Raw genomic sequence first — 14,544 nt, forward strand, 5'->3', positions numbered from 1 at the left:
CAGAAAGACCATCAGCAGCACGTTGCCGGGTCTGGCGGAATGGGTGGCCCAGCGGTAGAGCACCCACACCAGAGGGAGGCCGATGGCTGCCGGCGCCAGCAGTATGAGGCTGAACTCTGTGCCGGTGAGCCCGAAGGTCTGCGACACCAGGGTCACAAGCGCCCCGAAAACACCCCAGCTGCCTGCCGCCAGTGCCAGTACCAGTATGGCCAGCGGCAGGGAACTGGACAGGTTCCAGTTCTTGTCTGCGGGCTGCATTGGATGTTGGACCTCATGCATGATGGATGGCATTGCGGTTTCAGTGGCTTGAGTGTCCGCCCAACCGTCATACCGGTCAAAAGGTCATTAGAGGTAGCCGTTGTTGAATTGGTGTAACATGTCTATTACTTTCGATATACGCCCAGTCCGACACGCTTGCTGAGAACCAGATGCGCCTTTTCAGGGATTCGCTGATTGCCCGTATCGGAATGGCCCTGGCGGCCGTTGTGATACTGGCATTGATCAATATTGGGGTTTCGCTGGCGATTTCCGCCAGCGCCCGGGGCGACGCCGCCGCCATCAACCATTCCGGACTGGTGCGCATGGAACTCCAGCGGCTGGTGACCCTGGGGGAGGCCGAGGCTGGGCCGGAGCGCATCCAGGACCAGATGCAGCAGATCACCGCCCGCCTGGAAAGCCCCCTGCTCAACAGTGCCATGCCGGGGCTGGCGCATCCGGTCACGGCACAGTACCAGCGTGTGCGGCTGACCTGGCTGGCCCTGATCCGGCCTGTCTATTCGGAAGTACTCCGTGGCAGCGCCGCGGGTTTGCCACTGAAAGGGACTGCTGTCTTCATTCAGGAGGTGGATGCCCTGGTGGCGGCGCTGGAAGCACGTGCCGAGTCGCGCATTGCCCTTCTGGGCATGGTCCAGGTTCTGTCCCTGATCCTGACCCTTGCGGTTGTGGTGGTACTGTTCCTGGACGTGCGCCGGCGTGTGGTCGAGCCCCTGAACCGGCTTCTGACCATGGCGCGGGCGGCGGCACGCCAGGACTTCAGCCAGCGTACCGGCTTCCGGGGTCAGGATGAGCTGGCCGTTCTGGGCCGGACCTTCGACCAGATGAGTGAATCACTGTCCCGGCGCTACGCGGACCTGGAATCGCAGGCGGCGGCGCGGACCGAGGAACTCGAACGCAGCCACCGCGCACTGCAGCTCCTGCACAGCGCCAGCCGGTCGCTCTATGGGGCCACGGACCTTTGCGAGGGCTCTGTTCCATTGCTGCAGCAGCTGGAAGGGCTTCTGGATATAGGCCCGGTGAGCCTCTATCTGCATGAACAGGAGAATGACGCCTCATTTGAGGCGGTCACCACCTTCGCCCACGCGCGCCCGGAACACTGCCGTTCCTTCAACTGCGATGCCTGCCTCACAGGCTGCCATACCTTTGAGGACCAGCCCGAGGAACACCGCAAGCGGCTGCTTCTGCCGGTGCGTACCGGGGACGATCTGGTGGGAACCCTCGAGGTCTGGTATGAGCGCGACCGGACCCTGCAGCATCACGAACGCCAGCTTCTGGAAACCCTGGCTGACCAGCTCGGCACTGCGGTCTACCTGAGCCGTCGGATGACGGAACAGCAGCGGCTGACGCTGATGGAGGAGCGCACCGTGATCGCCCGTGAGCTGCACGACTCGCTGGCGCAGTCACTCTCCTACCTCAAGATGCAGGTGGCGCGTCTGCAGAAGCTGCAGCAGGAATCCGGTCGTGAGGTCGATGCCCGCGAGGAGGAAGTGATCCATGAGCTGCGCAACGGGCTGAACAATGGCTACCGCCAGCTCCGGGAACTGCTGACCACCTTCCGACTGCAGTTCGATTCCCCGGGGCTGGAGGAGGCCCTGAACCGGACGGTGAGCGAGTTCAGTGAGCGCCTGGGCTATCCGGTGTCACTGGAGTACGACATGCCGCCACGCATGTTCTCACCGAATGAGGAGATCCATGTGCTGCAGATCGTGCGCGAGGCGCTGGCGAATGTGCTCAAGCATGCCGATGCCACTGAGGCCTCGGTGTGTGTCTACCAGCGCAACGGCTCACTCCGGGTGGTGGTGCGGGACAATGGCGTGGGTCTGCCCGACGGTGGGGCACCGCCGAGCCATTACGGTATCGTGATCATGCGCGACCGTAGCCAGACTCTGGGTGGTGAACTCAGTATGCGCAACCGGGACGAAGGCGGCGCCGAAGTGCGCCTGATGATCCCGCAGAACAACTCCGGCCTGATCCAGGCTTCCTGAGCCCATTGCTCACAGAACAGTAACGGGATGATGTTATGACCCAGACAGACGATAAAGCGCCGGCGCGGATTCTTCTGATTGATGACCACCCCCTGCTGCGCCGGGGCATTACCCAGCTGCTGGAAATGGAGGACAGCATGACCCTGGCCGGGGAAGCCAGCAGCTCAAAGGAGGGGGTGCGCCTTGCCGGGGAGCTGGACCCGGACCTGATTCTGCTCGATCTGAACATGCCGGGAACCAACGGACACGAGACACTGCGAAAACTGCGTGAGGATGGTTTCCCCGGCCGGATCGTGATCTTCACCGTCTCGGATGCCGAGGACGATGTGGTCGCGGCACTGCGCGCCGGGGCTGACGGTTACCTGCTCAAGGATATGGAGCCCGAGGATCTGATGAGTCGGCTGCACCAGGCTGCGGTCGGCAAACTGGTGATCAGCGACCGGTTGACGACCCTGTTGGCCGATGCCCTCCGCCACCAGCAGACACCGGAGGCGGAAGGGCCGGATTACGCCAGTCTGACTCCACGGGAGAAGGACATCCTGCGTCACATCGCGGAAGGGCTTTCCAACAAGATGGTAGCCCGGCGGCTGGATATCAGCGAGGGCACCGTCAAGGTGCACGTGAAGCATCTGCTCAAGAAGCTCGGCTTGCGCTCCCGGGTGGAGGCCGCCGTCTGGGCGGTGCATGAGGGCTACGCCGAGAGCTCATGAGAGGTCGTCCATGAGCGCGGACAGCGTCGCCCGGCCGCGGCGCTGGTTGGCCTCGGGATCCCTGTCCGAGCTGCCCTCGCGCTCCACGTGCTCATCCGGCATTTCATCCAGGAAGCGGCTGGGAATGGGCTCGATGACCTCGCCATACTGCTTGCGCTGGCCGGCGTAGGTCAGGGTCAGGCAGCGCTGGGCGCGGGTGATGCCCACGTACATCAGCCGCCGCTCCTCCTCGATGGTTTCCGACTCGATGCTGCTGCGGTGGGGCAGGAGCTCCTCCTCCAGCCCCATGATGAAGACGTTCGGGAACTCCAGCCCCTTGGACGCGTGCAGCGTCATCAGCTGGACCCGGTCGCTGTCGTCCTCTTCCTCCTGCCGGTCCAGGATGTCGCGCAGAACCAGGCGGCTTACGGCTTCCTCCAGTGTCTGTTCCGTGTCCCCGTCATCCTCCGTCGGCTCCATCTGCTCGATGGAATCCAGCAGGTACCAGACGTTCTCCATGCGTTTCTGCGCCTGCTTGGCGCTGGAGGCGTTCTGGTGCAGCCACTCCTCGTATTCCACGTCCGTGAACATCCGGCGGATCACGCCCAGGGTGTCGTCCTCGTTCTCCAGCCGATGGCGGACGTCGTGCAGGAAGTGCGTGAACCGCAGCAGTTTGTCCAGGGCGCGCCCCTGGATATGGCTTTCGGCGCCGACCTCGTCCAGGGAGCGGGTCAGGCTCATGCTGCGTTGGCGGGCGTAGCCGGTGAGCTGTTCCAGGGTACGCGGGCCTATTTCGCGCCGGGGCACGTTGACCACGCGCAGGAAGGCCACGTCGTCGTCCGGGTTGGTGAGCAGACGCAGGTACGCCATGGCGTCCTTGATCTCGTTGCGCGCGAAGAAGGAGGTGCCCCCGGAGATCTTGTAGGGAACCTGGTAGGCCTGGAGCTTGATCTCCAGCAGCTTCGACTGGTGGTTGCCCCGGTAAAGAACGGCGAAATCCCGGTATTCCGAGCGGCTCCGGAGTCGCTGGTCCAGGATCTCGGAGGCGATGCGTTCGGCTTCGCCCTCCTCATTGCGGCAGCGCAGAACGCGGATGGGGTCGCCCACGCCCAGTTCGCTCCACAGGGCCTTGTCGAACACGTGCGGGTTGTTGGCGATGACGGTGTTGGCGGTGCTCAGGATGCGCCGCATGGAGCGGTAGTTCTGCTCCAGCTTGACGATCTTCAGTGACGGGAAGTCCTCCTTGAGCTGGGCCAGGTTCTCCGGCCGCGCGCCGCGCCAGGCGTAGATGGACTGGTCGTCGTCGCCCACCACGGTCAGGCCCTGGCGATGGCCCACCAGCATGCGCACCAGTTCGTACTGGCTCAGGTTGGTGTCCTGGTATTCATCCACCAGCAGGTAGCGGATGCGGCGCTGCCACTTCTGAAGCACCTCCTCGTGATTGCGGAACAGCAATACGGGCAGCAGGATCAGGTCGTCGAAGTCCAGGGCGTTGTAGGCCTTCAGGTAGTCCGCGTAATGCTGGTAGATGACCGCGAAGCGTTCCTCGCGGGCGTCATTGGCCCGGCTCAGCGCCTGGTCCGGCAGCAGCATGGCGTTCTTCCAGCTGGAAATCGTCGCCTGCAGGTCACCGATTTCGAGACCGGTGTCCGCGGCGTGTTCGGCCAGAAGGTCGCGCAACAGCGCACGCGCATCCTCGGCGTCGAAGATTGAGAAGCCGGGGTGATAGCCCACCGCGTCGTGTTCCTCACGCAGGATGGTCAGCCCCAGATTATGGAAGGTGGCCACGGTCAGCCCCCGAGCCGCACGGCGGTCCACCAGCTTACCCACGCGCTCCTTCATCTCGCGCGCCGCCTTGTTGGTGAACGTGACGGCGGCAATGTGGCGCCCGGGGTAACCCGCGTACTCAATCAGGTGGGCGATCTTGCGCGTGATCACGCTGGTCTTGCCGCTGCCGGCGCCGGCGAGCACCAGAAGGGGGCCATCAAGATAGCGTACGGCTTCGCGCTGGCGGGGATTGAGATCGGCCACAGGTTACCTCCGAGTAGCGCTCGATTGTAGCATCAGGCGCCCAGCCAGACATCGAGAAAGAGCATGATCACCAGCCCGAGTGAAAGCCCGACCGTTGCCCGGCTCTGGTAGCCGCTGCGGTGGGATTCAGGGATGATTTCATGGCTGATGACGTACAGCATCGCGCCTGCCGCAAAGGCCAGCCCCCAGGGCAGCAGCGTCTGGGAGAGGCTGATGACACCGGCGCCCGCGAGACCGCCCAGTGGCTCCACCAGTCCTGTCAAAGCAGCGATCCCCCAGGAGCGCCAGCGTGAATAGCCTTCGGCCAGCAGTGCAACGGCCACGGCCAGGCCCTCGGGCATGTTCTGGAGCCCGATCCCAATGGCCAGCGGCATGCCGCCGCTGAGGCCTTCAGCCCCGAAACTCACCCCCACGGCCAGTCCCTCGGGGACGTTGTGCAGGGTGATGGCGATGATGAACAGCCAGAGGCGCCGCAGTGAGGCCGCATCAGGGCCTTCGCGGCCGGAGGCGAAGTGCTCGTGCGGCAGAACCTCATTAAGCAGTGCAATGGTGCCCATGCCGACCAGGATGGATGCGCACGCAATCAGTGCGGCAATGGCGTCGCCGCCGAATTCGGCTCTGGCTGCATCGAGGGCGGGAATGATCAGGGAGAAGAAGGACGCGGCAAGCATGACGCCCGCAGCAAATCCCAGGGCCAGATTCCGGAAGGCCGGCCCCGGTGTCCGGCCGACGAAAACCGGGATCGCTCCCACAGCGGTCAGAAGGCCTGCAATGAGGCTGCCCATAAACCCGAGAAGCACGGGGGAAAGGTTGCTCAGCATGCTGGTACGTTGCTCTCTCTGGTCAGTGGGCGAAAGCGCTGAGGATGACGCTCTCGGCGCATCGGTTCAAGGCTGCCAGTCTTTGATGCGTTGACACCGTTGGTTGATCAGTAAAGGGCCCAGTGGTCTAATAGCGGAACGGGTGCCGCCAGGCCCCGCAGGGAAATGATCCATTACGGACAAGGAGATGTTCATGGGCAAGCCAGCCGCCACCCTCGGCGACTTTCACACCTGTCCCCAGTTTGATGGCCCCAAGCCCCATGTGGGTGGTCCCGCCGTGGAAGGCTCACCGAATGTTGTGATCGGGGGACGCCCGGCCGTTCGTCAGGGGGATAAGGCCGTCTGTGTGGGACCTCCGGACACGGTCAGCGAGGGCTCGCCGACCGTTTTCATCAACGGCAGACCGGCCGCCACCGTCGGCTGTGCCACAGCCCATGGCGGCAAGCTGGTGGTCGGTAACCCGACCGTACTGATCGGCTGAGGCTGGTACCGCCGGCCTCAGCCGTAACGACCGGTGATGTAGTCCTCGGTTTTCTGTTCACGCGGGTTGGTGAACAGGGTATCCGTGTCGTTGAACTCCACGATCTCGCCCATGTGGAAAAAGGCGGTGTAACCGGCTACTCGGGCAGCCTGTTGCAGGTTGTGGGTGACGATGGCAATGGTGTAGCGATCCTTCAGCTCATCGATCAGCTCTTCGATGGTCGCCGTGGCCAACGGATCCAGGGACGAGGCCGGCTCGTCCATCAGGATGACCTCAGGGTTCACCGCAATGGCCCGGGCGATGCACAGCCGCTGCTGCTGACCACCTGAAAGGGCGGTGCCGGGGGTCTGGAGCCGGTCCGAGACTTCGTGCCAGAGTCCGGCGCGCTTGAGCGAGTGCTCAACGAGGTCATCCAGGTCCCGGCGGCTGTTCACAGTGCCGTGCAGTCGGGGGGCGTAGGCGATGTTCTCGTAGATGCTCTTGGGGAAGGGGTTGGGCTTCTGGAACACCATGCCCACATTGCTGCGCAGCTGCACCACGTCCACGTCCGGATCGTAGATGTCCTCGCCATCCAGTGTGATCTGGCCCCGGACCCGCACACTGGGGATGAGATCGTTCATGCGGTTGATGCAGCGCAGGAACGAGCTCTTACCGCAGCCCGACGGGCCGATCAGCGCTGTTACCTCGCGTTCATGGATATCCAGATTGAGGCCGTGCAGCGCCTGGGTATTGCCATACCAGAGGTTCACATCCTCAGCTTTCACTTTCACATTCTTTTCCGCGGTTCCAGCGGTCGAGGCCGGTTCGCTGGTGTCGGTCTGCCCGGTCATAGGAGTTACTGATTCCGTGCTTGTGGTTTCAGGGAATTCGGTTGTGGCTTCAGAGTACATACGCACCTCGTATAGCGCTACCAGCGGCGCTCGAATTTGCGCCGCATGAAAACGGCGGTGGCATTGAGGGTGAGCAGGACCGCCAGCAGCACCATGATGCCGGCGGCGGTTTTCTCGACATAGGCCTGCTGGGGCTCCGAGGCCCAGGTGAAGACCTGCGCCGGCAGCACCGTTGCGGACTCAAAGATGCCGGAGGGCGCCTCCGGAATATAGGCGATCATGCCCACGATGATCAGCGGCGCGGTCTCGCCCATGGCCTGGGCCAGCCCGATGATGGTGCCGGTCAGGATCCCCGGCAGCGAGGAGGGCAGCACGTGGTCGCGCACTACCTGCCAGCGGGAGCAGCCCATGGCGAAGGCGCCCTGGCGGATCGGGTCCGGCACCGCCCGCAGCGCCGCCCGGGTGCTGATGATGATGATGGGCAGCGTCATCAGCCCCAGGGTCAGGCCACCGGCCAGGGCCGAGGAGCGGGGCACGCCGAAGAAGTTGATGAAAAGCGCCAGACCCAGCAGGCCGAAGATGATCGACGGCACCGCCGCCAGATTGTTGATGTTGACCTCGATGGTCTGGGTCAGCTTGTTGTCCGGGGCGAACTCCTCCAGGTAAACGGCGGACATGACGCCAATGGGAAAGGCGAACACGAGGGTGATGCCAAGCACATAGAGTGTGCCCACCGCCGCCGAAAAGATGCCCGCCAGTTCCGGCAACTTGGAATCGCCGGTCGTGAAGAAGCGGGTGTTGAATGCGCTCTGGATACGGCCGCTGTCAGCCAGGGCATCCACCTGTTGGCGGAGTTCCGCCGGCAGGTCATGGCCGTGTTTCAGGTACTGGTCGATCTCGGCCTTGACCGGCACCCAGCGCTGGTCGGTGGTGCCCATCAGGTCCGGGTTATCCTCCATCTCCAGGGGAATGGAGCGGGTCGCGCCACGGGAAGCGATGTCCCGCATGTCACTGTCCAGCGCGAACTGGCCCAGGCGGGCTGAGCGGTCGTTGTACTCCAGGGTCACCTGGACCTGGTGCTGCCAGAAGGCCGTGTACCCTTGGCTGATGATGTCGGTAAAGAACGCCACGATGATGGCGAACGCGATCCCCACCGCACCAATGCAGTACGCCTTGAAGCGCTTCTCGGCGCGGTAGCGGCGGCGGATGTGCGGGTCGTTGGCGGAGCCGGTCAGTCTGCGCGTGCTCATGTCTTGGTTCGCTCAGTCGTATTGTTGCTTGAAGCGCCGCACCATCACTGTGGAGATGATGTTCAGCGTCAGGGTCACAATGAACAGCACCAGCCCCAGCGCGAACGCGGACAGCGTCTGCGGGCTGTCGAAGGACTGGTCCCCGGTCAGGGAGTAGACGATGTTCACGGTCACCGTTGTCATGTCCTCCAGCGGGTTCCAGGTCAGGTTGGGGCGCACGCCAGCGGCCATCACCACGATCATGGTCTCCCCCAGCGCCCGCGAGACGCCCAGCAGGAACGCCGAGATCACGCCCGGAAGGGCCGCCGGCACCACCACATTGCGGATGGTTTCCGATCGGGTGGTGCCCAGGGCGAAGGCGCCCTCACGCAGGCTCTGGGGAATGCTGTTGATCACGTCATCCGACAGTGACGAGATGAAGGGAATGATCATGATGCCCATGACGATGCCGGGCGACAGGATGTTGCTGTACGAGGCGTCCAGGCCGAAGAATCCGGCAATGTCCACGACAATGGGTGTGACCGTGATGGCGGCGAAGAAGCCGTAGACCACGGTCGGGATGCCGGCGAGGATCTCAAGGATCGGCTTGACCACGCCCCGGGTCTTGAGGGAGGCATACTCGGACATGAAGATGGCCGACAGCAGCCCGATGGGCAGCGCCACGGCCATGGCGATGGCGGTGACCATGAAGGTGCCCGCGAACAGCGGGACCGAGCCGAACACGCCGCCTCCGCCCTCGCTGACCTCATCGCCGCGACCGGCTGCTTCCAGGAAGGAATCCCCCGGCGACCAGACCGTTCCGGTGATGAACTCCCAGACGCTCACTTCCCGGAAGAAGCGCATGGCCTCGAAGATGACCGACAGGACAATGGCGAGGGTGGTCATGATGGAAATCAGGGCCGCGCCCAGCAGGAGCCAGCGGATCAGCCGGTCGAGGGTGTTGCGGGCGCGCAGGGTCGGCCGGATAGCCATGAGCCCGTAAGCGAAACCGGCTGCCGCCGTGATCAGCGTCATGGCGAGCACCAGCTCCGAGGGCAGGGCGATCCAGCCGAGAAGATTGAGCAGGGAAGCGGCAAAGGCCACCCCGATGGCGGGCACCGCCATGGAGACCACTGAGTACCAGCCATACTGCTGCGGCCTTGAATGCAGCCGTGTGCCGTCGGCCTGGGTTGCCATTGCCTTGCGCCGGCCCAGGAAGAAGCCGGCGTAGCCCAGCGGGATCAGCCCCGCGAGCAGGATCAGCGTGGTTTCACCTACGCTCACTGTTGCCTCCCTTTTCTGCAAAGAAAAACCCGGCTGACCGCCATGGGCGGAGCAGCCGGGAAGGGCTTCTCGGTTACTTCGTCAGATCGCTGCGCTTGAGGTTGACCCGCTCAGCGACACGCTCCTGCCACTTGCGACGGGCCTTTTCAGGCAGCGGAATCAGACCTTCCTCGACCAGCAGACCATCCGGGCCGATCATCAGATCATCCATGAAGAGACTGACGTAGCCATCGATGCCGGAGACCACATCGCCCTCGTGGGCCTTCTTGATGTAGAACCAGAGGCTGCGGGCCACAGGGTAGGTTTCCGTGGAGATATTCTCCGTGGTGGGTTCCACGCCATCGATGCTGGCGGCCTTCACACTGTCGCGGTTCTCCTCCAGGAAGCCGTAGCCGAAAATGCCGAAGGCGCTGCGGTTCTCCTGGATGCGCTTGATGATCAGGTTGTCATTCTCGCCGGAGTCCACATAGGCGCCGTCAGAGCGTACGTCGGTGTACTCACCGGGGTAGCCGGCTTCCTCGCTGACCGATGCCATCACCAGTTCCTCGAAGGCATCCCGTGTACCGGAAGTGGTCGGTGGACCCAGGATCTCGATCTCGCGGTCCGGCAGGCTGGAATCGATGTCGCTCCAGTTGTCATAGGGGTTCTCGACCAGGTCACCGTTCTTTGGCACCTCAGCGGCCACGGCCAGCAGGATCTGTTCGCGGGTCAGGTTGAGGTCGTCGTTCTCCGCGCTCTGCGCAAAGACAATGCCATCGGAGCCAATCATGGCCTCGGTGATGTTCTCAACGCCGTTCTCCTGGCAGCGGTCGAACTCGCTGGGCTTCATCCGCCGGGAGGCGTTGGTGATGTCCGGCGTGCCGGCGCCGATGCCCTCGCAGAAGAGCCGGAGGCCGCCACCGGAGCCGGTGGACTCGATGGTGGGGGTGGGATTTCTGGACGTTGCGCCAAATTCCTCAACCACATAGCTGGCAAAGGGGTAGACGGTGCTGGAGCCCACGATCCGGATCTGATCGCGTTCCTGGGCGACCGAGACCGTGCTGGCGCTCATCAGCGCCGCCATGGCGATGGCGGATTTCTTCCAGGTCTTCATGGATACACTCCTCAGGTTGACCCACCTCATCGTTACATCAACGAGTCTACGGGGGGTGTGTGACAGTTTTATGACAACGGTGAAAGAAAAGGTCCGGATGGGACCGGGTCTGGAAACCGCCCCGGCGGGGTGCCGAAGCGGCTTCCGGTGGGAGATCAGAAGCTGAAGATGGCGCCGACCATGACGTTATCGCCTTCGTCGTTCTCTCTGTCGTACCAGCCGGCTTCGGCCCACAGGCTCAGCGGCTCGTAGAGCTGGTGTGAAACGCCGAGGGTGAACTCGTCGCGTTCCTTAACGGTGGTTTCATCGTCCGGCGAAACCCGCTGGGCGGCGCCGTAGTATTCGGTGCGCCCCTGGGTGAAGGTGCCGCGCAGGGCGGTGAAGGTGGTCTCGTCGCCGGCGGGGTCGTTATCCAGATTCTCCTGAATGGAGTACTTGGCGCCGAACTCGAGCTGGCCGATGCCGTAGATGCCGGATACACCGTAGGTGTTCTCGCCGACGTAAATGTCGTTGCCTATGGCACTGCCGTCGCTGTATTCATCAGTGGAGTCTGCCTTCCGGTCATCATAACCGGCATACAGCCCCCAGCTATCCCCGGTGTAGCCACCCGCGATGGAGAGGCCCACCTCGTTGCTGTCCTCGTTAGCGGGGCCTTCATCACGCCCCTGGATCCGCGCCTGGGTGCGGAAGCTGAAGCCATTCCAGTCCGGGCTGTAGTAGGCGATCTGGTTGTTTTCGCCGGCGAAGGCTTCATCGGAAATCTCGGCGTCTTCCGCTACTTCGGTGGCATCGATGATCAGGTCCTCATAGACGCTGTCGAAGTTGCCGGCCTGGACCTTGCCGAAGTCGCCCTTCACACCCAGGAAAGCGCTGTCCTGATTGTCGAGCCCACCGCCGTTGTCGTCACTGCTGTATTCCAGTTCGACCTGGCCAAAGGCGGTCACAGCGTTGCTGACACGGGTCTCGAAGGCAAAACCAAGAGTGGAGTCCTCATCGTCCAGCTCGGTGGAGGCGTCTCCGTCTTCGTTCTTTTCGGAGATCACCTTGGGCTCCACGGTGCCGTAGAGGTTGAAGGTGGTGTTCTCCGCCAGGCTGAGCCCTTCATCCGCGGTGAACTCCAGGGCCTGGGCGCCTGGGGCGGCCAGGGTCGCGGCGATGGCGGCGGAGAGAAGTTGTTTTCTGGTCATGGTGTGCTCCTTTGGTTTGCGTAATGCCAGATTAATTGTGATCCAGCTCTGAATGTCTGTCATTGGGTTCCATCAAAACTTTCTAATGGAAGTAAACCGTTGCCCTGCGGGCTTCCCGCGAGCGTCTGGCGACGAGTCTATGGAGAGGGTATGACACTTTCGTGACATTGAGGAAAGGAATTGCTCCGTTCCGGAAGGGATTTGTGGGACCTGTACCTGAGTGCCCGCATCGCTATAATGGCCACCGGACTTCAAACCCACCGGATACGGTTCCCCATGAGCTCAATCAATCAGGCCATTGCCAATGAACTGGGCATCAGCCAGCGCCAGGTGGATGCCACCGTGGCCCTGCTGGACGAGGGCGCGACGGTTCCCTTCATCGCCCGTTACCGCAAGGAAATCACCGGTTCGCTGGATGACAGCCAGCTGCGCCAGCTCGATGAGCGGTTGCGTTACCGCCGGGAGATGGAGGACAGGCGCGCCACCATCATTGAGACCATCCGGGAGCAGGGCCAGCTGACCGACGAACTGCTGGCCAGCCTCAATACGGCGGACACCAAGGGCCGGCTGGAGGATCTCTACCTGCCCTACAAGCCCAAGCGCCGCACCAAGGGCCAGATTGCCCGGGAGGCGGGGCTGGAACCGCTCGCGGACGCGCTTTTTGATGACCCGGGTCAGGATCCGGAAGTGCTGGCCGGCGACTACCTCAACACTGAGGCGGGTATTGAGGATGCGAAGGCGGCGCTGGATGGCGCCCGTTACATCCTGATGGAGCGTTTTGCCGAGGACGCGGACCTGCTGGCGCGCCTGCGTGACTTCCTGTGGCAGGACGGCCAGCTGCGGGTGCAGGTGGTCAGTGGCAAGGAAGAGGAAGGCGCGCGCTTCCGGGATTACTTCGATCACCGGGAACCGCTGAAGAAAGTGCCCTCACACCGCGCCCTGGCCATCTTCCGGGGCCGCAACGAGGGCGTTCTGCAGTACAGCATCGAGGTGGGCGACCCGGAGGCGGACAGCCGCGCGCCGCATCCGGCCGAGGGCATGATCGCCTCCCACTGGGGCATCCGCAATGAAGGCCGTCCTGCCGACCGCTGGCTGGGCGAGGTGGTGCGCTGGACCTGGCGGGTCAAGCTCAGCACCCACCTGGAAACCGACCTCATGGGCAGCCTGCGTGAGCGGGCGGAATCAGAGGCCATCCAGGTGTTCGCCAGCAACCTCAAGGACCTGCTCATGGCCGCGCCCGCCGGCAAGACCGCGACGATCGGCCTGGATCCGGGGCTGCGTACCGGGGTGAAGGTGGCGGTCGTGGACGGCACCGGCCGATTTCTCGATCAGGGGAGCATTCACCCGCACGCGCCCCGGAACCAGTGGGACCAGTCCATCGAGCAGCTCGCCGGCTGGTGCCGCCAGCACGGTGTGGGGTTGATCGCCATCGGAAACGGCACCGCTTCACGGGAGACGGACCGGCTGGTCGGGGATCTCATCAAACGCTATCCGGAGCTGGGCGTGACCCGGGTCATGGTCAACGAAGCCGGCGCCTCGGTCTACTCGGCATCCGAGTACGCCTCCCGGGAGCTGCCGGACCTGGACGTGACCATCCGGGGCGCGGTCTCCATTGCCCGGCGCCTGCAGGATCCTCTTGCAGAGCTGGTCAAGATTGAGCCCAAGTCCATTGGCGTGGGCCAGTACCAGCACGATGTCTCCCAGGTACAGCTGGCGCGCACCCTGGACGCGGTGATCGAGGACTGTGTGAACGCCGTGGGTGTGGACCTCAACACCGCGTCCGTGCCGCTGCTGACCCGGGTGGCGGGGCTGAACACGGGCATTGCGGAGAATATCATCCGCCACCGCGAACAGAAGGGCATGTTCCGCAGCCGCCGGGAACTGATGGAGGTCAGCCGGCTGGGGGAAAAGACCTTCGAACAGGCTGCCGGTTTCCTGCGCATCATGGATGGAGAGAACCCTCTGGACGCCTCGGCAGTGCACCCGGAGGCCTACGGCTTCGTTGAGGCCCTGGCGAAGAAGGAGGGCCGTTCCCTGGGCGCGATTATCGGTGATCACGCATTCACCCGCAGTCAGGACCCTGCCAGACTCGCGGATGAGCGCTTTGGTGAGCCCACGGTCCGCGACATCCTGAATGAGCTGGAAAAGCCCGGCCGGGATCCGCGCCCGGAGTTCGAATACGCGCAGTTCCGCGAGGGCGTGGAGACGCTGGCGGACCTGGAGCCCGGCATGAAGCTGGAAGGCAACGTGACCAATGTGACCCACTTCGGGGCCTTCGTGGACATCGGCGTCCACCAGGACGGGCTGGTGCACATCTCCGCGCTGTCCAATGAGTTCGTTAAGGACCCGCGGGATGTGGTCCGTGCCGGGGACGTGGTGACCGTGAAAGTGCTGTCCGTGGACCAGGAGCGCAAGCGCATTGAGCTGACCATGCGCATGGGTGATGAGCCCGGGCAGGCCACCCAGGGCAGCGCCAAGCCGAAAAATGCCGGCAAGGGTGAACCCGCCGGGAAAGGGCCGCGTAACAGCTCCGGCGGTCGCGGGTCGAAACCGAAGAAGCCGGAAGCCGGTGGCGCCATGGCGGATGCCTTTGCCCGCGCCCGCCAGTCCGACAAACAGCATTAACCGGGAGTATTGC

12 protein-coding genes are annotated in these 14,544 nt (G+C 63.6%); 4 read left to right on the top strand and 8 right to left on the bottom strand.

The annotated features are described in order from the left end of the window. On the bottom strand, nt 1-258 hold a 258-nt coding region (locus QZ501_RS03245), incomplete at its 3' end, for a hypothetical protein (RefSeq protein WP_295717106.1). 170 nt (nt 259-428) lie between these two features. Between QZ501_RS03245 and QZ501_RS03250 the strand changes: the two genes are divergently transcribed. Next, complete coding sequence (locus tag QZ501_RS03250; RefSeq protein ID WP_095616316.1) at nt 429-2,261, top strand: type IV pili methyl-accepting chemotaxis transducer N-terminal domain-containing protein; 1,833 nt, start codon at nt 429-431, stop codon at nt 2,259-2,261. Between the two features lie 35 nt (nt 2,262-2,296). Next, entirely contained in the window at nt 2,297-2,971 is a 675-nt protein-coding gene (gene narL, locus QZ501_RS03255; RefSeq protein WP_160898332.1) for a two-component system response regulator NarL, read from the top strand. Here the strand turns inward: narL and rep are convergent. Beyond that, nucleotides 2,966-4,981 (bottom strand): DNA helicase Rep, encoded by a 2,016-nt coding sequence (rep, locus tag QZ501_RS03260; protein WP_295717109.1) that lies wholly within the window; start codon nt 4,979-4,981, stop codon nt 2,966-2,968. The genes narL and rep overlap by 6 nt on opposite strands. A gap of 32 nt (nt 4,982-5,013) precedes the next feature. Further along, nucleotides 5,014-5,799: a ZIP family metal transporter gene (locus QZ501_RS03265; protein ID WP_363174487.1), complete on the bottom strand. Its 786-nt coding sequence runs from the start codon at nt 5,797-5,799 to the stop codon at nt 5,014-5,016. Between the two features lie 196 nt (nt 5,800-5,995). On the opposite strand from QZ501_RS03265, the gene QZ501_RS03270 reads away from it, so the two are divergent. Then, nucleotides 5,996-6,283: a PAAR domain-containing protein gene (locus QZ501_RS03270; protein ID WP_295717114.1), complete on the top strand. Its 288-nt coding sequence runs from the start codon at nt 5,996-5,998 to the stop codon at nt 6,281-6,283. A 17-nt stretch (nt 6,284-6,300) separates the two neighbouring features. On the opposite strand, the gene pstB is transcribed toward QZ501_RS03270, so the two are convergent. The 5 genes from pstB to QZ501_RS03295 all read right to left on the bottom strand — a co-directional run bounded on the left by pstB (nt 6,301) and on the right by QZ501_RS03295 (nt 11,906). Next, entirely contained in the window at nt 6,301-7,113 is an 813-nt protein-coding gene (pstB, locus tag QZ501_RS03275) for a phosphate ABC transporter ATP-binding protein PstB (RefSeq protein ID WP_160898335.1), read from the bottom strand. Nucleotides 7,114-7,190: 77 nt separating this feature from the next. Then, the gene (pstA, locus tag QZ501_RS03280; protein ID WP_295717119.1) at nt 7,191-8,363 is read right to left on the bottom strand and encodes a phosphate ABC transporter permease PstA; all 1,173 of its coding nucleotides are present in this window, start codon (nt 8,361-8,363) and stop codon (nt 7,191-7,193) included. Between the two features lie 12 nt (nt 8,364-8,375). Next, complete coding sequence (gene pstC / locus QZ501_RS03285) at nt 8,376-9,626, bottom strand: phosphate ABC transporter permease subunit PstC (RefSeq protein ID WP_295717120.1); 1,251 nt, start codon at nt 9,624-9,626, stop codon at nt 8,376-8,378. Nucleotides 9,627-9,699: 73 nt separating this feature from the next. Then, nucleotides 9,700-10,719 (bottom strand): substrate-binding domain-containing protein, encoded by a 1,020-nt coding sequence (locus tag QZ501_RS03290; RefSeq protein ID WP_295717123.1) that lies wholly within the window; start codon nt 10,717-10,719, stop codon nt 9,700-9,702. Nucleotides 10,720-10,874: 155 nt separating this feature from the next. Continuing rightward, nucleotides 10,875-11,906 carry a porin gene (locus QZ501_RS03295; RefSeq protein ID WP_295717125.1) on the bottom strand — a complete coding sequence of 344 codons (1,032 nt, stop codon included), beginning with the start codon at nt 11,904-11,906 and terminating at the stop codon, nt 10,875-10,877. A gap of 276 nt (nt 11,907-12,182) precedes the next feature. Between QZ501_RS03295 and QZ501_RS03300 the strand changes: the two genes are divergently transcribed. Beyond that, the gene (locus QZ501_RS03300; protein WP_295717127.1) at nt 12,183-14,531 is read left to right on the top strand and encodes a Tex family protein; all 2,349 of its coding nucleotides are present in this window, start codon (nt 12,183-12,185) and stop codon (nt 14,529-14,531) included. Nucleotides 14,532-14,544: the final 13 nt, after the last annotated feature.

This window comes from uncultured Halovibrio sp. (assembly GCF_913056445.1).
Classification (GTDB): domain Bacteria; phylum Pseudomonadota; class Gammaproteobacteria; order Pseudomonadales; family Oleiphilaceae; genus Halospina; species Halospina utahensis_B.